Raw genomic sequence first — 22,112 nt, 5'->3', positions numbered from 1 at the left:
ACAATAAAATGGGGTATAAAAAATTAAATGTGTGTTTTTTTGCCACAGATTAAAATGATTAAATGGATTAATCTTTTATAATCCTTTAATCTGTGGCATTATTTTTTTTGCAATTAAATTAAAACTGATAAATCTTCTCTGGCGTTACGCAATAGTCCAACTTGATATCCGATTCAAAAACATCATCAATCTGGTTTACAGCTTCAAAAAATGAAAGTCCAATTTTTAAGGTTTCGGGTTTGCATTCGGCAAGGAATTTATCATAAAAACCTTTTCCGTAACCAATTCTGTTTCCAAAAACATCAAAAGCTAAAAGTGGTACAAAAACAACTTCAACTTTAGAAGATGGAACTTCAATTCCATCAACAGGTTCCGGAATGTTGTATTCGTTCTTTTTGATTTTAGTATTATCCGTTAAAAGAAAATGAGTCATTTTTCTGGTTTCGAAATCACTTTTAGAAATCAGGATTTCTTTGTCTTTTCCAGAAAGCAAATGCAGAACAAATTCCGTATTAACTTCTTTATGCTCTTCAATTGGAAGAAAAACATGATAATAAATTTTATCCCAAATCGGCATTTGAATCAATTGGTTTGCAATTGCCAAACTCTTCTCTTCTACTTCATCAAAAGAAAGTGCTTTACGGAAATTTTTATATTCTATTCGGAGTTCTTTTTTACTCGTCGGCATTGTCTGGAGTTTTAGATAAATGATAAATAGCATCGCCTTCATAAACAATTGGCGAATGATTGGCATTGATTACATAACCATCGTGCGGCGCTTTGATTTTTTGTTCAAACTTCCCGAACGGGTCTGTAATAATCGCCAAAATAGTACCTTTGGTTACAAATTTTCCGATCAAGTTAAAATCATGAAGCAAACCCGAACATTTTGCTCGAAGCCAAACCGATTGTTTAATATAAATTGAAGGTGTTAAGGCGGGTTCCATAATTTGTTTAGAATCTAACATTCCTAAATAATGGAGCAAACGTTTTGTTCCCAAAACACCTTGATTTGCAATTTCATTATTGATATCTAAAGATTTTCCTCCTTCAAAAAGAAGCATTTTTACATTGGCACTTTCAGAGGTTTTTCTAAAAGAACCATTTATATTTTTAGAATAAAGTGTAAATGGCGCATTAAAAATATCGGCCAAAACTTTCAGTTCAGGATTGTTTTCTGTGATTCTAATTTGTGGCGCGTTAAATCGGCTTGCTCCGCCCGCATGAAAATCGACTGCATAATCTAAGATTGGCAAAATTTCTTCGACAATATGATAAGCAAATCGGCTGGCAAGCGAACCTTTTTTGCTTCCTGGAAAAACACGATTCAAGTCGCGCCCATCCGGAAACTCGCGAGATTTATTCACAAAACCATACATGTTAATCACCGGAATGCAGATTATAGTACCGCGTGCAGGTCTGTTGATTTTTTTACTGATAATCTGACGAACAATTTCGACACCGTTAATTTCGTCTCCGTGTATTCCGGCAGAAAATAAAACAGTCGGACCTTCGTTCTTGGAACGACGAACAATAACAGGAATATTAAGTTTTGTTGTAGTATGAAGCCGAGCAATTTCGACGTTTATCGTTCTGTGTTCTCCCGGCAAAATCGATTCGCCAAAAATAACCAATGGAGTACTATTTTTCATGTAGAATTATAAAATCTAAATATAGAAATTATTCTTTTGATTTTGTAAATTTGAAACTAATTCAATGTTAAGCTTCATTTGGAAATCGGAATGGTTTTTGAAAAAAGCTTTTCGAGTATCTTCACACATAAAAAAGAATGCAAAAACCAGCCTTAGATCTTCAAATTTTAACTTTACCAGACAATCCTGGCGTCTATCAGTATTATGATAAAGATGGGAAAATCTTATATGTCGGCAAAGCTAAAAATTTAAAAAAAAGGGTTTCTTCATATTTCAATAAAATTCACGATACTGCCAAGACAAATGTACTGGTAAAAAAAATCGTAACGATAAAACACATCGTAGTTCCAACCGAAACCGATGCGCTTTTATTAGAAAATAATTTAATTAAAACCCTACAGCCGCGATACAACGTACTTTTGCGTGATGACAAAACGTATCCTTGGATCTGCATCAAAAAAGAACCTTTTTCGAGAATATTTTCAACTCGAAACATGGTCAAGGACGGCTCTGAATATTTTGGTCCCTACACCAGTTTCAAAACAGTACATACTATTTTAGATTTAATAAAAGAATTATATCCGCTGCGAACTTGCAATTATGACTTGAGCGCATCTAATATTAATTCAGGAAAATTTAAAGTTTGTCTGGAATATCATATTGGCAATTGCAAAGGTCCTTGCGAAGGTTTGGAGCCATTGGAGGAATACCAAAGACAGGTTAATGCGATTCGCGAAATCTTGAAAGGAAATTTCAAAGAAAGTTTAAAGGATTTCAAGAAACTGATGAACACTTATGCGCAGAATTTACAGTTTGAAGAAGCGCAAAAAATAAAAGAAAAGATTGAAGTTTTAGAGAATTATCAATCCAGATCTACCATTATCAATCCGAAGATTACCAATATTGATGTTTTCTCTATTATTTCTGACGAAAGTGCGGCTTATGTCAACTTCCTTCAGATTTCTCATGGTTCAATTATTCGTTCGCACACTTTAGAAATGAAGAAAAAGCTGGATGAAAGTGATGAAGAATTATTAGAATTGGCGATTATAGAACTTCGCGAGCGTTTTCAGCTATTATCAAAAGAAATCATTGTTCCTTTTGAAATGGATTTGGGCGAAAACATTAAAATAACTGTTCCTCAGCTTGGAGATAAAAAACAGATTTTAGATTTGTCAATTCGAAATGCTAAATTTTATCGAATCGAACAATTAAAGCAATTACAGATTGTAGATCCAGATCGTCATGTGAACAGAATTATGGCGCAGATGCAGAAAGATTTACGTCTTCCTGTTGAACCAAGACATATAGAATGTTTTGATAACTCGAACATTCAGGGAACAAATCCTGTTGCGGCCTGCGTGGTTTTTAAAGACGGAAAACCAAGCAAAAAAGATTATCGCCATTTTAACGTTAAAACTGTTGAAGGCCCCGACGATTTTGCTTCGATGACCGAAATTGTTTATCGCCGTTACAAAAGATTATTAGACGAAAATCAGCCTTTGCCTCAGCTAATAATCATTGACGGTGGAAAAGGACAATTATCATCGGCTTTAAAAAGTATTGATGAATTAGGTTTACGCGGTAAAATTGCCATTATCGGAATTGCAAAACGTTTGGAAGAACTTTTTTATCCAGGCGATTCGATTCCATTATATTTAGACAAAAAATCAGAAACCTTAAAAGTGATTCAACAGTTACGAAACGAAGCGCACCGATTTGGAATTACTTTTCACAGAGACAAGCGAAGCAAATCGGCACTTAATTCTTCTGTTGAAAGCATTCCTGGAATTGGCGAAAAAACTATGACAACATTAATCCAACATTTTAAAAGTGTTAAAAGATTAAAATTGGCTACAGAAAAAGAAATTTCAGACGTTATAGGTGTTTCTAAAGCCAAAAAAATTGTCGACTTTTACAAAACCAATTAAAGTTTTTATGCGTTCATTCCAACTGTACATTTCAAAAATTTGTTTCAAAGGAGCTTCTTCGTACGCATTCTCATTTGTTTTATTGCTGACCTTTTTGTTTTCGTCAAAATCATTTTCGCAGGAAACAAAAAAAGATAGTGTTAAAAGACCCAAAATAGGATTAGTTTTAAGTGGCGGCGGCGCCAAAGGTTTTGCACATATTGGAGTTTTGAAAGTTTTGGAAGAAGCCGGAATCAAAATTGACTATATTGGCGGAACCAGTATGGGATCTGTAATTGGCGGACTTTATGCTTCTGGTTACAATGCTTCTCAAATCGATTCTATTTTCAAACAAACCAACTTCGACGAATTAATAAACGATTATATACCGCGTTCTTCTAAGAATTTTTATGGCAAGAAGAATGACGAGTTATATGCGATTGTCTTGCCTTTCAGTAACTTCAGAGTCGGCATTCCAGAAGCACTTTCAAAAGGAATGTACAATTATAATTTATTAAGCAGTTTAACTAGAAATGTACGTCACGTTCGGGATTTCAACAAACTGCCAACTCCTTTTTTATGTATTGGAACTAACATTGAAACAGGTGAAGAAGTTTTGCTAAATAAAGGAAATCTGGTTCAGGCCATGATGGCGAGTTCGGCTTTCCCTTCCCTATTTACACCAGTTGAAATTGACGGAAATTTGTTGGTTGATGGTGGCGTAGTCAATAATTATCCCATACAAGAAGTTCGCAATCTCGGCGCTGATATTATTATTGGCGTAGATGTTCAAGACGATTTGCTGAAAAGAAAAAATCTAAAAAACGCCACACGAATCTTGGTTCAGATTACAAATCTGCAATCCATCGAAAAAATGAAAAGCAAGATAAAGGACACAGATGTTTACATCAGACCCGATATTCGTGATTTTGGAGTTATTTCGTTTGACCGAGGAGAAGAAATCATTAGAAAAGGAGAAGAAGCCGCTTTTGCGGTTTATGAAAAAATCAAAACTTTGAGTGATGAAAACCACTTTTACAAAAAGCCAAAATTAAAAGTTGAAACAGACACACTTCATATTCAAGACATAAATACTGATAAATTAGATAATTACACCAAAGAATATATTCGCGGTAAACTTCGTTTTAAACCAGGAAGCACCATAACTTATGATGGACTTAAAGCTGGGATAAACAACTTAAATGCAACACAAAACTTTAGCACTATCTCCTATTGCCTTCAGCCAGATGGCGATAAGGACGATTTGGATTTGGTTTTAAGAGAAAATCCAACGCAGACTTATCTAAAACTTGGACTTCATTATGATGGTCTTTACAAAAGTGCGGTTTTATTAAACCTAACTCATAAAAAGACCTTTTTAAAAAACGACGTTACTTCTTTGGATATCATTTTGGGTGATAATTTTAGATATGATTTTAATTATTATGTCGAAAATGGTTTTAACATCAGTTTTGGCTTCCGTTCGAGACTAAATCAATTTAATCGAAATGTAACGACTAGTTTGAGTGGCGTTCTTAAAGAGAATCCAAATTTCAACCTTATTAATGTTGACTTCATGGATATAACCAATCAGGCTTATTTTCAGACTATTTTTGTCCAGAAATTTTTAATGGGCGGTGGATTAGAATATAAGTATCTAAAAATTAACTCCCCAACACTTACCAACGAAGATAACATAATTGAAAAAAGCAATTATTTTAGTGCTTTTGCCTATTTAAAATACGATTCGCTAGATGAAAAATATTACCCAAGTTCTGGATTATATTTTTCTACAGATCTGCAAACCTATATGGCATCATCAGATTATACAAAGCAATTTAAACCTTTCTCGATTGCGAAAGCCGAAATATCAGTTGTTAGACCGCTATTTAGAAAAGCAACTATAAAGTTTGGAGCCGATGCTGGTTTTAATATTGGCAGCGACAGTGTTCCGTTTTTTGATTTTATATTTGGTGGTTATGGCTACAACAAAATAAACAATTTTAATTATTTCTACGGATACGATTTTCTAAGCATTGCCGGCAACAGTTATATTAAAACTGATATTAATATTGATTACGAAATCTTCAAAAAAAATCACATCAATGTATCAGCAAATTTTGCCAACTTAGGAGATGATATTTTTTCTTCTGTAGATTGGGTTTCTATGCCAAAGTATACAGGATATGCCATTGGTTATGGTTTAGAAACCATAATTGGACCTATCGAAGTAAAACAATCTTGGTCTCCAGAAATGTCAAAAAGCTTTACGTGGTTTAGCATCGGGTTTCAATTTTAGTATTATAACCGAGAATACTTCAATAAAAACAGTGTATTTTTTTACATCATAAAAATTAAATCAAAAAAACTAAGTTATTTTATAGTTATAAATAATATAATTTTTATTTTTACTCCGAAAAAATTACGACATTTGTTATAATGAAAACAAATTGGACAGGTTTATTAGAGTATCTTCAATTTCTTATTAAGAGAAATCCAGAATAATGCTTCTATCGAATTGAGATAATTAGTCAATTGGAAAAATTGAACTGATTATTCACTCTGCAATTCAAATTTTCGAATTATCTAATTTACTAATTATCTAATTGAAAAGCCATGCCATTATATCACAAACTCGGAGAATTTCCGCAAAAGCGACACACCCAATTTGAAAAACCAAACGGAGGTTTTTACTATGAACAATTGTTCGGAACCGAAGGTTTTCACGGGCATTCGTCGCTATCTTATCACGTACACAGACCAACTCAGGTTAAAGAAATTTTAAACTCTTATTCGGTTGAACCTAAAATTGCAATCGGAAAAAATATAAAATCGCTTCTTTTTAAAGGTTTTGAATTAAAACCCGAAAATGATTTTCTGGACAGCCGAAAAGCAATGCTTGTCAATAAAGACTGTATTATTGGTTTGGCTGCGCCGAAAGAATCGCTTCGTAATTATTTTTATAAAAATGCCGATGCCGATGAAATGCTTTTCATTCATAGAGGAAAAGGAAAGTTAAGAACCATGTTAGGAAATATTCCGTTTGAATATGGCGATTATTTAATTATTCCGCGCGGTATTATTTATCAGATCGATTTCGAAACAGAAGACAACCGATTATTTTATGTAGAATCTTATTCTCCTTTTTATACTCCAAAACGTTATAAAAACCAATCTGGACAGCATTTAGAACATTCTCCATTTTGTGAGCGTGATTTTATTTTGCCTAGCGAATTGGAAACTCATGACGAAAAAGGCGATTTTTTAATTAAAATCAAAAAGGAAGGAATGATTCATGAAGTGGTTTATGCCACACATCCGTTTGACGTTGTAGGCTGGGACGGCTACAATTTCCCATACGGATTTTCAATTCATAATTTCGAACCTATAACCGGGCGTGTTCACCAACCGCCTCCGGTACATCAAACTTTTGAAACGGCAACTTTTGTCGTTTGTTCATTCTGCCCAAGACTTTATGATTATCATCCGAAAGCCATTCCGGCGCCATACAATCACAGCAATATAGATTCTGACGAAGTTCTATATTATGTAGATGGCGATTTTATGAGTCGCAACAATATTGAGCAAGGTCATATTACTTTACACCCAAAAGGAATTCCGCACGGACCAGCGCCAGGCGCAATGGAACGAAGTATTGGTCATAAAGAAACTCAGGAATTAGCCGTTATGGTGGATACGTTCCGCCCATTAATGGTTACTGAAGAGGCTATGGGGCTTGATGATGGACAGTACTATAAATCTTGGGTTGAATAAATTTCACTTTCGATCTAACCGCAAAGTTCGCAAGGATTTTACGCAAAGATCGCTATAAAAAACTTTGCGAACCTTGCGATTTACTTAGCGCCTTTGCGGTAAAAAAAACAAATTTTAAACACAACATTTCGGAAAAATCAATTAAACGATTAACCGATTAAACAAATAAACATCATGTCAAAAGAAGTAAAATCAGTAGAATACGGATTAGAGAAAATATTTGAAGGAGCACAAGATTTCCTTCCATTATTAGGAACAGATTATGTAGAATTTTATGTGGGAAATGCCAAACAAGCAGCTCATTATTATAAATCTGCATTCGGATATCAGTCATTAGCTTACGCTGGATTAGAAACTGGAGTAAAAGACAGAGCCTCTTATGTTTTGAAACAAGATAAAATTAGAATTGTTTTGACTACGCCTTTAACAGCAGATTCTCCAATAAACGAACATTTGAAAAAACATGGTGATGGTGTAAAAGTGGCTGCTCTTTGGGTTGAAGACGCTACAAAATCTTACGAAGAAACCATGAAGCGTGGTGCCCGTTCTTTTATGGAACCAACGGTTGAAGAAGATGAATTTGGACAAGTGGTTCGTTCTGGAATTTACACTTACGGAGAGACAGTTCACATTTTTGTAGAAAGAAAAAATTATAATGGTGTTTTCTTGCCAGGTTATAAAGAATGGAAATCTGACTTTAACCCAGAATCAACTGGATTAAAATACATTGACCACATGGTTGGAAATGTAGGCTGGAACGAAATGAATACTTGGGTAAAATTCTACGAAGAAGTAATGGGATTTGTAAACTTCCTATCTTTTGATGACAAACAAATTACTACAGAGTATTCTGCTTTGATGAGTAAAGTAATGTCTAACGGAAACGGAAGAATTAAATTTCCAATCAACGAACCTGCAGAAGGAAAGAAAAAATCGCAGATTGAAGAATATTTAGATTTTTACGGAGGACCTGGAATTCAACACATTGCCATTGCTACAGACGATATTATTAAAACGGTTTCACAACTTAGAGCACGTGGTGTTGAATTTTTATCGGCTCCTCCACACGCATATTACGAAGCAATTCCTGAAAGATTGGGTGTTCATATGGACATGATGAAAGAGGATTTGAGCGAAATCGAAAAATTAGCGATCATGGTCGATGCCGACGAAGATGGTTACCTTTTACAGATTTTTACAAAGCCAGTTCAAGACAGACCGACGCTTTTCTTCGAAATTATTCAAAGAATGGGGGCAAAAGGGTTCGGTGCGGGTAACTTTAAAGCCCTTTTTGAGTCTATCGAAAGAGAGCAAGAATTGAGAGGAACGCTATAAAATGTTAATTTTGATGCACAAAACCACATAATTCGCCAAAAAACGATGCTTTTTTTGCAAATGTTATGTTAAACTTGACTTTTGCTATTTTATTTTTGAACTTTCTATCTATCTTTGCACCGCAAATCAGGAAGGGGTGGTTTCCTTCCGAATTGATATAAATTTCATAATTTATAGTTTTTTGGTTAGTTAATAGCATAAAAACTCAGTCATTTTTGACTGAGTTTTTTTGTTTTGGTACATTTGGAATAGAATTTGCATTTGTCTATCTTTATAATAAAATGTAAAGAATGTACTATGAAAAAGCTCTTCCTCACTATATTAGCACTAACAACACTCTCATTTGCGCCTCAAAAAGAAGATGCCTTCGATACTGGAGAATATTTCAAATTTAGAATACATTACGGAATTGTAAATGCGGGCTATGCTACTCTTGAAGTTAAAGATGCCACGATAAACAACAAAAAGGTATATCACTCTGTTGGAAAAGGTTACACAACTGGAATGTCTAAATTTTTCTTTAAAGTAGAAGATTTATACGAAAGTTATTTCGACAAAGAAACAGGAAAACCCTATCGTTATGTTAGAAAAATTGACGAAGGTGGCTACACCAAAAATCAAGAAGGTTTTTTCAATCAAGCAGAAAATAGAGTTTTAGTAAAAGACTATAAAAGAAAATCAGAAAAAACGATTCTAGTATCGGAAGATGTACAAGATATTGTGTCGGCATTTTACTTTTTGAGAAACCATCCCAATATCGATAAACTTAAATCTGGCGAAGCCATTACAATCGATATGTTTTTTGATGAAGAAATCACAAAATTTAAGTTAAAATTTGTAGGCCGTCAAGATATTACGACTAAATTTGGAACCGTTTCTACAATGGTCTTTAAGCCATTGGTACAAACAGGTAGAGTATTTAAAGAAAAAGAGAGCTTAACACTCTGGATAACAGATGATGCAAACAAAGTTCCCATAAGAATTAAAGCAGATTTGGCCGTCGGATCGCTTAAGGCAGATCTTGATGATTATAAAGGATTAAAAAGTCCACTTAAAGTAAAAAAATAATGAACCCTACAGATAATTCTGAAGCACTTTTAAAAGAAATTGATCTTAAATTTCAAGCCATAAATCAAAAAACTAATGTTCAATTAGAAGGATTGCTTTGGGCTAAACCCATCACATATTGGGATTATATTCAGACCGATGCTCTTTTGAATCTGCAAATTCAACGCACCACACTTCCTGACGAAATGGTATTTATAATGTATCATCAGGTAAACGAATTGATTTTTAAAATGATTCTGTGGGAAATTGATCAGATTGCCGAAACAGAAAATATTCAAGTTGATTTTTTTAGCGAAAGACTATCAAGAATCACAAGATATTTTGACATGCTTACCAACTCTTTCAGTATTATGGAAAATGGTATGGAAGTAGATCAATACATGAAATTTAGAAATACGCTTACTCCAGCCAGCGGATTCCAGAGCGCTCAATATAGAATGATCGAATTTGCTTCTACTGATGTGATCAATTTAACAGACCGCAGATACAAAGCAAACTTTGACGAAAATACCGATTTAGAAACTAGCTTTGAACATCTTTATTGGCAAGCTGCCGGAAAAGATTATCATACTGGCGAAAAATCATATTTGCTAAATGAGTTTGAGAAAAAGTACAAAGAGCAGTTCTTAAGACAAATGGCTTCTTTTAAAACCAAAAATCTTTGGCAAAAATTCATCCAATTACCTATTGAAGACCAACAAAATACAGAACTAATCGCAGCAATGCGCCATTACGACAAAACGGTAAACATTACTTGGGTAATGCAACACCTTAATACGGCTAGAAAATACATTTTGGAAAGCGGAAAAGGTAACGGAGAAGCTACTGGAGGAAGTGATTGGCAAAAATATATGCACCCAAAATACCAAAGACGCATCTTTTTTCCTAAATTGTGGACCGAAGAAGAATTGTCCAATTGGGGAAATGAAACCGAAGTTTAATTTCACCACAAAAAAATATTAAAAGTTTGAAAAAAGCAGTCGTAATTTTAATTGTCTTGTTTTCTATTTTTTCATGTAAAAAAGCAGAAGAAAAAGTAGAAACAAAAATTACTAAACCAGCAACCAAAAAAATAGAATTCGGTTTTAATTACGCAGACTTTAATGTTGTTAATGATACTATTTCAAAAGGAGATTCTTTTGGCTCTATACTTCAAAGTCAAAATATTGGAGACAAAAAAGTACATGATATTGTAGAACAGGTAAAAGATTCGTTCAATGTCAGAAGTATTCGTTACGGCAAACCCTTTACTTTACTTCGTTCTAAAAACAAAACGAATAATCTTCAAGTTTTTGTTTATCAGCCAGACGCCTTAAGTTATTATGTTATTGATTTAAGAGATAGCATTGCAAAAGCATATAAAAAAATAAAACCTGTTTCTCTAAAAAGAAAAATGATTGGTGGCGTTCTTAAAAGTTCATTATCTGAAACTTTAGGAAACGAAAGTGTTGAAACAGCTTTGGCCAGCAGAATCACAAAAGTATTTTCTTGGTCTATTGACTTTTTTAAACTTAAAAAAGGAGATCGTTACGGATTAATTTTCACTGAAAGATTTATCAACGGAAAGACGTATGATGGCGTTGAAGATCTTGAGGCTGCATTTTTTGAATATAAAGGCAAAATCATTTACGCCTTCCCTTTTGCAAGAGACACCACTTCTGGTAAAGTTGAATATTATGATGATGAAGGAAAAACACTTAAAAACTTCTTCTTAAAAACGCCAATTAAATTTAGCCGAATCACTTCAAGATTCACTATGAATAGATATCATCCGGTACAGCACACTTGGAAAGCGCATAAAGGAACAGATTACGCCGCTCCAACAGGAACACCAATTTCTACAACCGCATCTGGAGTTGTTGAAGCTACAGGATATACTGCAGGAAACGGAAACTTTGTAAAAGTAAAACACAACGGAACCTATTCTACCCAATATTTACATATGTCTAAAATCTTGGTTCGCCGCGGACAACGCGTTACTCAAGGTCAGACAATTGGTTTGGTAGGAAGTACAGGTCTAGCTTCTGGTCCTCACGTTTGTTACCGTTTTTGGAAAAATGGAGTACAAGTAGATGCTCTTAGACTGAATCTTCCAACTGGAGAATCTTTGACAGGAAACGACAGAACTCGTTTCATGAAACAGATTGAGCCTTTAAAAAGAGAATTGGATAGCATTGGGAATCTGTAATAACCCATTTTATAATCTTTTTGTTTTAAAGCCATGAAAAATGAACGCCTTAAAGCCATGTATCATGAAACTTTTTCTGGTTTAAAATTATTTTACAGAGACACAAATCTTCCTGAAAATATAATTTTAAATTATAAAGTCGGACAGATTATTCAAGAAAAAGGTTTTACTGATATGAGTTCGATTGGCGGAGGACTTTCGAGCAATCTTAGATATTTGATTGCCAGTTCGCATGTAAAAGATTTATCAAAATTTAATCCTGATTCAGCAAAAATTGGACATTTTCTATTAGATTCTATTTCTTATTTTAAAGTTTTGGATATTCAGAAAATTGGCGATAAAACTCAAATTTTTCTTTTGAATATTCCAGACAATTCAATTTCGCTTTTTAAAAATTCATCTTCAAACTTAGAGGAAGAAATTATAGAAAAAGCTCAAAAACGCTTTCGCGAAAAAATCGATTTACCTTTCGTTTTAGAATTGCAAACCGAAGAATGGAAAGAAAGAACAAAATCTCCTCTCGGAATGGACGAAAGCGGAAAATTATTTTTTGACGATTCTAAAATTAAAACCGAATCTCCAAAAAGAATAGATGTTGATGTCTCGAAGAAAATTATAGAAATTAATAAAAAGCCTTGGTGGAAATTCTGGTAAAAAATATCTCTTAAACTCTTATTTATTCATGCAAAAATCCTTTCTGATATTTTTATCATTATTAGCCGTAGGATGCTCCAATCCAAAAGTTTTTATTTTAAATGAAAAAGAAGAAAGCATATATTTTGTACAGCAACTAGTTAGCACTGCCTTCGAAAAAGATTTGATCGGAGAATCGCCACTGATCGTAATAAACGGAATTCCATTTAAATACAATAAAAAACAAGACACCATCTTATTGCCACTTAAAAAACTTGACATCATTACTTTAGACTTTATAAACAAAAACAGCAGCCGTATAATTTATAACGAAAAGGAAAACGATGGAGCTATCATTATAATTTCTAAAAATCAAAAGTGATAATTCATAAAACGTTTTCGTAACTAATTGTTATATAATCGCAAACCGTTCCCCTTTTAAAAGTTATTTCAGTATTTTTGTGTTTCAGAAAACAAACTCAATTATAGATAAAAAATGGCTTTAAACACAACAAACCCAACTGGGACTGAAGCGTGGAAAAATCTACAAAACCACTATAACGCAATTCACGAAACCACAATACAAGAATTGTTTCAACAAGATAGTGCCCGTGCTGAAAAATTCAATTTACAATGGAATGATTTTTTAGTAGATTATTCAAAGAACAATATTAGTCAGGAAACTGTTTCTCTTTTATTAGAATTGGCAAACTCGATCGGACTGAAAGATGCAATCGCACAATATTTTGGAGGAGAATTAATCAATCAGACAGAAAATCGCGCTGTTTTACATACGGCATTACGTGCTCCAGAATCGGCAGTCATTAAGGTTGATGGAGAAAATGTAATTCCAGAAGTTTACGAAGTAAAAAATAAAATCAAAAACTTTACAGAAGAAGTAATCTCTGGGCAAAGAAAAGGATATACTGGAAAAGCTTTTACCGATGTTGTAAATATTGGTATTGGAGGTTCTGATCTTGGTCCAGTAATGGCGGTTGAAGCTTTACAATTTTATAAAAATCACCTAAACACACATTTCGTTTCAAATGTTGACGGTGACCACGTAAATGAAGTTATCAAAAAACTAAATCCTGAAACGACACTTTTCGTGATTGTTTCTAAAACTTTTACTACTCAGGAAACACTTTCGAATTCAGAAACTATTAAGGAATGGTTTTTGAAATCGGCTACTCAGGAAGATATTGCGAAACACTTTGCAGCGGTTTCTACAAACATTAAAAATGTAACAGAATTCGGAATTAATCCGGACAACGTTTTCCCAATGTGGGACTGGGTTGGAGGAAGATTTTCTCTTTGGAGCGCAGTTGGTTTGAGCATCGCATTAGCAATTGGTTTTGACAATTACAATCAATTATTAGTTGGAGCAAATGAAATGGACGAGCATTTCAAATCGGCAGAATTCGACGAAAACATTCCGGTTATTTTGGCTTTATTAAGCGTTTGGTACAATAATTTTTATGGTGCTGAAAGCGAAGCTTTGATTCCATATACACAATATTTACACAAACTTGCTCCTTATTTACAGCAAGCTTTTATGGAAAGCAATGGAAAAAGTGTTGGTCGTGATGGCAAACCTGTTAATTACCAAACCGGAACAATTATTTGGGGAGAGCCAGGAACAAATTCACAACACGCTTTCTTCCAATTAATTCACCAAGGAACAAAAAGAATTCCAACAGACTTTATTGGATTTGTAAAACCTCTTTATGGCAATGAAGATCACCACGATAAATTGATGTCTAATTTCTTTGCTCAAACAGAAGCTTTAATGAATGGTAAAACTCCAGCCCAAGTTCAAGCAGAATTTGACAAACAAGGACTTGCAGCTGAAAAAGCATCATATTTGTTACCGTTTAAAGTTTTTACAGGAAACAAACCAACCAATACAATTCTAATTCAAAAACTTACTCCAAAAAGCTTAGGATCTTTAATCGCATTATATGAGCACAAAATATTTGTTCAAGGTGTGATCTGGAACATCTTTAGTTTTGATCAATGGGGAGTTGAATTAGGCAAGCAATTAGCAAACTCAATCTTAGACGAGATTAATTCTAAGACTGTTAAAAATCACGACAGTTCGACTTCATTTTTGTTAAATCATTTCTTAAAAAACAAATAGAAACATTGTCTTAAGTATTCTATAACTTTTGAAACGTCCTAATTACTAGTAAAATTAGGACGTTTTTTGTATAAAATTCCGACAAAAGACAGAAAAATCCGCTAATTTACATTTTTAACATTGCTTGACCATCCAAATAATTACAGTTTTAACAAAAAAGCATTACATAAATTCAACAAATCAATATTTTTTTTAATAAAAAGAGAAAAATTCATTTTAATGCGCAGCACAAAAAGCAAAACTTGTTTTTCTTAACATTTCGATAACATTATCTGAGTTATTTGTTATAATTTTGCCAAAAACAATAAACTCAATAACAAAATGAAGAAAATGAAAAATTGGTTACTGACCGGACTATTCTTTATGATAGTTTCAACCGTATTTTCTCAAGGAAAAGTTACTGGTAAAATTACCGACGGAACAGGTGGATTACCAGGAGCAAATGTAGTGATCAAAGGATCTACTACAGCAACTTCAACAGATTTTGATGGTAAATTTACTCTTACTTCAACATCAAGCACAGGAGAGATTGTTATCTCTTTCTTAGGTTATGACAACCAAACTGTGAAATTTAATGTGTCTAACGGCGCAACTACAAACTTAGGAACTATCACTTTGGTTTCTAACTCAAACGAATTGAGCGAGATCGTAGTTAAAAGTAGCACAGTAGATATTGCAAAAGACAGAAAAACTCCTGTTGCAGTATCAACAATTAAAGCTTCTGAAATTCAGGCAAAACTAGGAAACCAAGAACTTCCTGAAATGTTAAAAAGCACTCCATCTGTTTACGTAACTAAATCTGGTGGAGGATTTGGAGATTCTAGAATCACAATTCGTGGATTTAGCCAAAACAACGTTGCGGTAATGGTTAACGGTATGCCAGTTAACGACATGGAAAATGGTGCTGTTTACTGGAGTAACTGGGCAGGTTTATCTGACGTTACTTCTTTCATTCAAGTACAAAGAGGTTTAGGTTCTTCTAAATTAGCTATTGCTTCTGTTGGAGGTACTATGAACTACGTAACTAAAGCTTCAGATTTAAAACAAGGTGGTACAGTTGGTACTTCTTTTGGTAACGATAATTTCTTCAAATCTAACGTTGCTTACAACACAGGAAAATTAGATAGCGGATTCTCTGCTTCTGTATTATACAGCCACACTCAAGGTGACGGATATGTAGATGGAACTCAATTTAACGGAGATAACTACTATGTAGCTCTTGGTTATACTACAAAAAACAACAAACACGATTTCCAATTTACAGTTACTGGTGCTCCACAATGGCACGATCAAAGATCTACATTCATCACTATAGCACAGTATCAACAATATGGTTCAGTATCTGATCCAAACATTAGATATAACTCTGATTGGGGATACAAAGATGGTCAGGCTTTCAACATGGTAAGAAACTACTACCACAAACCTGTTACTTCATTAAACTATGATTTCCAAATTAATGAAACATCTAAATTATCTGCTGTAGCTTACGCTTCTTTCGGACGTGGAGGAGGATCTAGAGGAACTGGATTTATTAAAGGATTAAATTATGCTAACGCTGCATTTAGAACAGCAGATGGTTTAGTGGATTATGATAAAATCGTAGCTTACAACTCAGGTGAAACGGTAATGATCAATGGAGCTGCTTCTACTCGTACAACAACAGGTACGACTGGTCAATACCAAAATACTTCACTTACTGGAAACAATACTACAAATGGTATTTCTCAAATTTCATCTGTTAACTCTCACAACTGGTATGGTGCAATTGTTAACTTCAACAAAAAATTCACAGAAAATTTAACTTGGGATTTAGGAGTTGATGTAAGAGGATACAAAGGTCTTCACTACCAAAACGTAAATAACCTTCTAGGAGCAGATGCATTCGCTGACAATTTTGATGTAAACAACCCAAATAGAGTTTTATACGGAACATATTCTACATACCCAGCTTGGAATGTATTCAAAAGCACTGACAAAGAAGAAAAAATCAACTTCAACAATGACGGTGACGTAAGATGGTATGGAGGATTTACTCAATTAGAGTATACTTCTGATAAATTTACTGCATTCGTTCAAGGTGCACTTTCTCAACAAGGATTCAAAAGAGTTGACTATTTCAAATATGCAGCTGGAACTCCATTAGCAAGTACAGATTACGAAAACATCTTAGGTGGTAACGTAAAAGGTGGTGTTAACTACAACATCAACGAGCACCATAATGTTTTTGTTAACTCAGGATACTACTCAAAACAACCATTCTTTAATGCAGTTTACCCAAACAACAGTTCAATTGTAGCTGGTAACTTAACAAACGAAAAAATCTTTGCTGTTGAAGCTGGATATGGTTTACGTACAAGTAAATTTACTGCAAACGTAAACTTATACAGAACTTCTTGGAAAGACAGATACCAAAGATCTAATGATGGTGCTGCTGATAACCCAGGTGGTTACTTTGATTTCGCTGGAATTACAGAAATCCACTCAGGTATTGAGATTGATGGTACTGCTAAAGTTCTTGACAAACTTACTATTACAGGTATGCTATCTCTTGGAGATTGGAAATATGAAGGAACAAGTACAAGTAACCGTTACGATTCAGCTAACAATCAAATCGGAACTGGTTCAACATTATTCCTTGACGGTGTAAGAGTTGGTGATGCTGCTCAAACAACTGCTGCTTTAGGAGCAACTTATGAAATCTTACCTCGTTTTACTGTAGATGCAAACTACAACTATGTTGACAAATTGTATGCTGCTATCTCTCCAGGAAACTTTACTAAAGAAGATAACAGAGGTGCATTACAATTACCATCTTACGGTACTGCTGATGCTGGTTTATCATACAAACTGTTAGTAGGTAGAAACAAAAGCAACTCAGTAGGTTTCAGATTAAATGTAAACAACCTTTTTGATTACACTTACATTGCTGAAGCAAAAACAAATATATTTGCTGCTGATGTTCCTACTGTTACAACTTACAAAGGTATTGCTACTACAAACCAAGTATACTTTGGTTTCGGTAGAACTTGGAACTTCGCATTACGTTACGATTTCTAAGAATTTAGAATCTAAATAAATAATAAAAACGGCATTGACTTTTAAGTTTAATGCCGTTTTTTTATAGCCTTTTTTGTTATATTTGTTTTTAAACAAAAAACACAGTTTATGTATAATTTTCTACAAAAATTTCACTCTGGCTGGGCGTACTTAGCATTGCTTCTTTTAGTAATTGCAGTGGTTAACGCTATCATCGGAGTAACTTCAAAAAAAGAATTTACTGGTAAGGATCGTAAAATCGCTTTATTTGCTTTAATTGGCACACACACTCAATTATTGATTGGTTTAATCTTATATTTTGTTTCTGCGAGAGGCTTTGCTGTATTAGGTCAAATGTCAAATGCAGAATTAAGATTAACATCATTAGAACACCCTCTAATTAATATTATTGCTATCATCTTGATTACTATCGGATGGTCTAAACATAAAAAATTAATCAATAGCGAAGCTAAATTTAAAACCTTTGCTATTTTTTACGGATTAGGATTATTGCTTATTTTAAGTAGAATTCCATGGAGCCTTTGGTTCTAAAAAATACCAATTAAAAGCCCTTAATCAGGGCTTTTTTTATCTCGGCATATTATTTGTACAAACTCCCCCCAAGTCTGAAAAAGAATAACCCATGAGAAATAAAAAGAACATTTTATTCGCCACAATCGCTTTAACCTTAATTAGCGGCTTTACGTATGTCATAAGCCAAACCAAACCTACAACAGAACCTAAAATCATTCAAGATACTGTTAAAAATGTAAAACCAGCTATTATTCCGTTGCCGGATTCTGTTTTTACAGACAAAGGTTTAAAACTGAGACCATACAAGAAAAACGCTCATGCTTCCTACTACGCAGATCGTTTTAACGGAAAAAGAACCGCTAATGGAAGTAGATTTAACAACAACAGCTATACTGCAGCTCACAAAAAACTTCCTTTTGGAACAAGAGTTAAAGTAACCAATGAAGCCAATGGCAAATTCGTTATCGTAAAAATTACAGATCGCGGACCTTTTGTAAAAACCCGCGAAATCGATTTGTCTAAACGAGCTTTTATGGACATTACAAAACATAAAGGTGCCGGAGCTATGAAGGTTACCATTGAAACCATAATTGAATAAAAAAAGTCCCGCTTAAAGCGGGACTTTTTTTAAACCAATTTTCTTATGGCCATTGCAATTCCACTATGAAGCCCTTCGTGGTAATTATTAAAATCTAAGGCTCCTTGAACATGACGAAGCGTGAAACCGATACTAGTAGTATATTCGTGGTAATCAACAAAAAGTCCGCTCTCAAAATCATTTTTTGTTTTTTCTAATGTTGTAGAAAGCAATGTTCGAATCTCATCAACTTCAGCTTGAGAAACATCCCCTTCTGGTTTGGTTCCTTTTCTGTATTTGTTAATGAAATCTTCAGAAACCATTGTTGGAAGGCCCGATAATTTATAAACCAAAACCTGCTGCGACGAAATACAATGACCTATATTCCAAATAATATTGTTGCTAAAACCATCTGGAACTTTGTTTAATTGCTCTAACGAATGACTGTCTAAGATTTTCAAAAGAATTTCTCTAATAGTTTTCTGCACATCAAAAACTGAACTCATAATTTTATTTTTTTTTCTAAAATTAATCATTTTTAAGCTTCAAATGGATTTTCTTTGCATTCTAACAAATTCATAAATAATGAACAAAATATATTACTTAGCATCCTGTGATACTTGTCGTAAAATCATTAAAAGTCTTCCAGAAAACAATCTAGTTTTTCAAGACATTAGACAAGATCCCATTACAGAAGAACAACTGGAAGAAATGTATAAACTTTCTGGAAGTTATGAAGCGTTATTTAGCAAAAAGGCTCAATTGTATAAGTCAATGGGGTTAAAAGAAAAATCTTTGACTGAAGCCGATTTTAAAAAATACATTTTAGAGCATTACACTTTCTTAAGCCGTCCGGTTTTTATTATTGACGGAAAAATTTACATCGGTAACAGCCAAAAAAATGTAGCCGAAGTTATAAATGCACTAACGTAAGAATAACCGCAAATTTTGATCTATAAAACTGATTCACAATTTACAACGTAACACATCAAACTTTTATTTATCTTTGCGCCTTTATACTCAATTATATGATACAATCTATGACAGGGTTTGGCAAAGCTTCTTTGCAATTGCCTACAAAAAAAATCACCGTTGAAGTAAAATCTCTAAACTCTAAAGGTTTAGATTTAAATGTAAGAATGCCATCGGTTTACCGTGAGATGGAACTTGGATTGCGAACTCTTATTTCGACTAAATTGGAAAGAGGAAAAATTGATTTTGCAATCTATGTAGAAAGTACTGCAGAACAAACTTCAACTAAAGTAAATGTACCTGTCGTAAAAAATTATATTGCGCAGTTAAAAGAAGTAAATCCAAATGCTGATGAAACTGAATTAATGAAAATGGCGGTTCGTATGCCTGACACATTAAAAACAGAACGCGAAGAAATTGATGAGAATGACTGGGAGCAGATTCAGGTTATTATTGATGAGGCACTTCAAAACATTTTAAACTTCCGTAAAGACGAAGGTGAATCTCTTGAAAAAGAATTCAATTTAAGAATTGGGAACATTCGCCAATTCATGAATGATACCTTGGCACTTGATCCAGAACGCGTACAAGCAATTAAAGATCGTTTGCAGACTGCAATTTCAGAATTACAGGTTAATGTTGATGAAAACCGTTTTGAGCAGGAATTAATCTATTATTTAGAGAAATTAGACATTACTGAAGAAAAAGTCCGTTTAGGCAATCATTTAGATTACTTTATAGAAACCCTTAATGGAACTGAAGCTAATGGACGAAAACTTGGCTTTATCACTCAGGAAATGGGACGCGAAATTAATACAATGGGATCTAAATCCAATCATGCTCAAATGCAGAAATTGGTTGTGATGATGAAGGATGAATTGGAGAAGATTAAAGAACAGGTCTTGAATGTGCTTTAAAGCTTAGAGCATAAATACCACACAAATATCAAGCTTAGAGCATATTGCTTAAAGCCTAAAGCATACACAATGAACAAAGGAAAATTAATTGTTTTTTCGGCACCGTCTGGATCAGGAAAAACAACTATCGTAAAACATTTATTAGGTCAGGAAGATTTAAATCTTGAATTTTCGATTTCGGCAGCGTCACGTGCGCCACGTGGTGAAGAAGTAGACGGAAAGGATTATTATTTTATTTCGTTGGAAGAATTCAAAAAACACATTAAAGCTGAAGATTTCTTGGAATGGGAAGAAGTATATCGCGACAACTTCTACGGCACTTTAAAATCGGAAATTGAAAGAATCTGGGCTTTAGGAAAAAATGTCATTTTTGATATTGACGTGGTTGGTGGCCTTCGTATTAAACACAAATTTCCAGAAGAAACTTTGGCTGTTTTTGTTAAACCTCCAAGTGTTGACGAATTAAAACGTCGATTAAAACAACGTTCTACAGAAAGCGAAGACAAAATCAATATGCGTATCGCAAAAGCTTCTGTAGAATTGGCAACAGCGCCTCAGTTCGACGTGATTATCAAAAACTATGATTTATCAGTTGCTCTTGAAGAAGCACATCAACTGGTAAAAGATTTCATAAACAAGTAATTTTATTCCACAGAGATACACAACAAAAAAACACAGAGATTCGCAAAAGTATTATTTTAAACTTTGCGAATCTTTGTGCTATCTTAGCGACTCTCTGTGAAACTATAAAAAATGAAAATAGGTCTTTACTTCGGAACATACAACCCTATACATGTTGGTCATTTAATCATTGCGAATCACATGGCCGAGTTTGCAGATTTAGATCAGATTTGGATGGTTGTTACGCCTCACAATCCGTTAAAAAAGAAATCGACTTTATTAGACGACCAACAGCGTCTGCAAATGGTTTTTCTGGCCACAGAAGATTACACAAAGATAAAACCGTCTGACATCGAATTTAAATTACCTCAGCCGAGTTATACTGTTATCACGCTCGCTCATTTACAAGAGAAATATCCAACCCATGAATTTTCATTAATTATGGGCGAAGACAATCTGAAAACGCTTCATAAATGGAAAAACTATGAAGTGATACTGGAAAATCATGATATTTATGTATACCCAAGAATTTCTGATGAACCTGAAAATGTTGAGCTAAAATCGCATCCCAAAATTCATGTAATCGATGCGCCAATTGTAGAGATTTCTTCGACTTTTATTCGAAACAGTATTAAAGAAGGCAAAAACATTCAGCCTTTATTACCTCCAAAGGTTTGGGAATATATTGATCATAATAATTTTTATAAGAAGTAATTCCCGAACAGTTTACATAATCTTGTCATTTCGACCAA

General features: G+C 33.9%; 20 protein-coding genes. 17 read left to right on the top strand and 3 right to left on the bottom strand.

The genetic code is table 11. The features are described 5' to 3' along the window. Window positions 1–118 precede the first annotated feature (118 nt). Together AC3Y25_RS16650 and AC3Y25_RS16645 are read right to left on the bottom strand one after the other, a co-directional pair. The gene (locus tag AC3Y25_RS16650; protein WP_427875483.1) at window positions 119–688 is read right to left on the bottom strand and encodes a 5-formyltetrahydrofolate cyclo-ligase; all 570 of its coding nucleotides are present in this window, start codon (window positions 686–688) and stop codon (window positions 119–121) included. Then, window positions 675–1,652 carry a succinylglutamate desuccinylase/aspartoacylase family protein gene (locus AC3Y25_RS16645; protein ID WP_095928419.1) on the bottom strand — a complete coding sequence of 326 codons (978 nt, stop codon included), beginning with the start codon at window positions 1,650–1,652 and terminating at the stop codon, window positions 675–677. The genes AC3Y25_RS16650 and AC3Y25_RS16645 overlap by 14 nt, the downstream gene beginning before the upstream one ends. A gap of 137 nt (window positions 1,653–1,789) precedes the next feature. On the opposite strand from AC3Y25_RS16645, the gene uvrC reads away from it, so the two are divergent. From uvrC to AC3Y25_RS16580, 13 genes are all read left to right on the top strand, one after another. Continuing rightward, entirely contained in the window at window positions 1,790–3,583 is a 1,794-nt protein-coding gene (gene uvrC / locus AC3Y25_RS16640; protein ID WP_489903502.1) for an excinuclease ABC subunit UvrC, read from the top strand. Window positions 3,584–3,590: 7 nt separating this feature from the next. After that, entirely contained in the window at window positions 3,591–5,861 is a 2,271-nt protein-coding gene (locus AC3Y25_RS16635) for a patatin-like phospholipase family protein (protein WP_489903501.1), read from the top strand. Between the two features lie 317 nt (window positions 5,862–6,178). Continuing rightward, window positions 6,179–7,336, top strand: a complete 1,158-nt coding sequence (locus tag AC3Y25_RS16630) for a homogentisate 1,2-dioxygenase (protein ID WP_489903500.1) — start codon at window positions 6,179–6,181, stop codon at window positions 7,334–7,336. A 174-nt stretch (window positions 7,337–7,510) separates the two neighbouring features. Beyond that, window positions 7,511–8,671 carry a 4-hydroxyphenylpyruvate dioxygenase gene (hppD, locus tag AC3Y25_RS16625; RefSeq protein ID WP_489903499.1) on the top strand — a complete coding sequence of 387 codons (1,161 nt, stop codon included), beginning with the start codon at window positions 7,511–7,513 and terminating at the stop codon, window positions 8,669–8,671. Window positions 8,672–8,968: 297 nt separating this feature from the next. Further along, a complete protein-coding gene (locus tag AC3Y25_RS16620) occupies window positions 8,969–9,739 on the top strand; it encodes a DUF3108 domain-containing protein (RefSeq protein ID WP_489903498.1) in 771 nt (256 codons plus the stop codon). Continuing rightward, window positions 9,739–10,680, top strand: a complete 942-nt coding sequence (locus AC3Y25_RS16615; protein ID WP_489903497.1) for a tryptophan 2,3-dioxygenase family protein — start codon at window positions 9,739–9,741, stop codon at window positions 10,678–10,680. Before AC3Y25_RS16620 ends, AC3Y25_RS16615 begins: the two co-directional genes overlap by 1 nt. 26 nt (window positions 10,681–10,706) lie before the next feature. Then, entirely contained in the window at window positions 10,707–11,927 is a 1,221-nt protein-coding gene (locus tag AC3Y25_RS16610) for a M23 family metallopeptidase (RefSeq protein WP_250834890.1), read from the top strand. A 33-nt stretch (window positions 11,928–11,960) separates the two neighbouring features. Then, complete coding sequence (locus AC3Y25_RS16605) at window positions 11,961–12,581, top strand: hypothetical protein (protein WP_489903496.1); 621 nt, start codon at window positions 11,961–11,963, stop codon at window positions 12,579–12,581. A 28-nt stretch (window positions 12,582–12,609) separates the two neighbouring features. Continuing rightward, window positions 12,610–12,942, top strand: coding sequence for a hypothetical protein (locus AC3Y25_RS16600; RefSeq protein ID WP_489903495.1), 333 nt, complete (start codon window positions 12,610–12,612; stop codon window positions 12,940–12,942). A 114-nt stretch (window positions 12,943–13,056) separates the two neighbouring features. Then, on the top strand, window positions 13,057–14,700 hold the full coding sequence (pgi, locus tag AC3Y25_RS16595) for a glucose-6-phosphate isomerase (protein WP_427875492.1): 1,644 nt from the start codon (window positions 13,057–13,059) through the stop codon (window positions 14,698–14,700). Window positions 14,701–15,021: 321 nt separating this feature from the next. Then, complete coding sequence (locus tag AC3Y25_RS16590) at window positions 15,022–17,760, top strand: TonB-dependent receptor (RefSeq protein WP_320494316.1); 2,739 nt, start codon at window positions 15,022–15,024, stop codon at window positions 17,758–17,760. Between the two features lie 108 nt (window positions 17,761–17,868). Beyond that, window positions 17,869–18,291, top strand: a complete 423-nt coding sequence (locus AC3Y25_RS16585) for a hypothetical protein (RefSeq protein WP_489903494.1) — start codon at window positions 17,869–17,871, stop codon at window positions 18,289–18,291. Window positions 18,292–18,382: 91 nt separating this feature from the next. Continuing rightward, window positions 18,383–18,871 carry a septal ring lytic transglycosylase RlpA family protein gene (locus AC3Y25_RS16580; protein ID WP_250834883.1) on the top strand — a complete coding sequence of 163 codons (489 nt, stop codon included), beginning with the start codon at window positions 18,383–18,385 and terminating at the stop codon, window positions 18,869–18,871. Window positions 18,872–18,900: 29 nt separating this feature from the next. Here the strand turns inward: AC3Y25_RS16580 and AC3Y25_RS16575 are convergent, their stop codons facing one another. After that, entirely contained in the window at window positions 18,901–19,356 is a 456-nt protein-coding gene (locus AC3Y25_RS16575; RefSeq protein WP_250834882.1) for a DinB family protein, read from the bottom strand. A gap of 79 nt (window positions 19,357–19,435) precedes the next feature. Between AC3Y25_RS16575 and AC3Y25_RS16570 the strand changes: the two genes are divergently transcribed. The 4 genes from AC3Y25_RS16570 to nadD all read left to right on the top strand — a co-directional run bounded on the left by AC3Y25_RS16570 (window position 19,436) and on the right by nadD (window position 22,074). Continuing rightward, window positions 19,436–19,783: an arsenate reductase family protein gene (locus tag AC3Y25_RS16570; protein WP_095928433.1), complete on the top strand. Its 348-nt coding sequence runs from the start codon at window positions 19,436–19,438 to the stop codon at window positions 19,781–19,783. Between the two features lie 95 nt (window positions 19,784–19,878). Further along, the gene (locus AC3Y25_RS16565; protein WP_095928434.1) at window positions 19,879–20,739 is read left to right on the top strand and encodes a YicC/YloC family endoribonuclease; all 861 of its coding nucleotides are present in this window, start codon (window positions 19,879–19,881) and stop codon (window positions 20,737–20,739) included. A 69-nt stretch (window positions 20,740–20,808) separates the two neighbouring features. Further along, window positions 20,809–21,381 carry a guanylate kinase gene (gmk, locus tag AC3Y25_RS16560; protein WP_250834881.1) on the top strand — a complete coding sequence of 191 codons (573 nt, stop codon included), beginning with the start codon at window positions 20,809–20,811 and terminating at the stop codon, window positions 21,379–21,381. A 111-nt stretch (window positions 21,382–21,492) separates the two neighbouring features. Then, a complete protein-coding gene (gene nadD / locus AC3Y25_RS16555; RefSeq protein ID WP_250834880.1) occupies window positions 21,493–22,074 on the top strand; it encodes a nicotinate (nicotinamide) nucleotide adenylyltransferase in 582 nt (193 codons plus the stop codon). The last annotated feature ends 38 nt before the right edge of the window (window positions 22,075–22,112 follow it).

This window comes from Flavobacterium sp. LK-23 (assembly GCF_058135255.1).
This window is presented reverse-complemented; position numbering and strand designations above follow the sequence as displayed.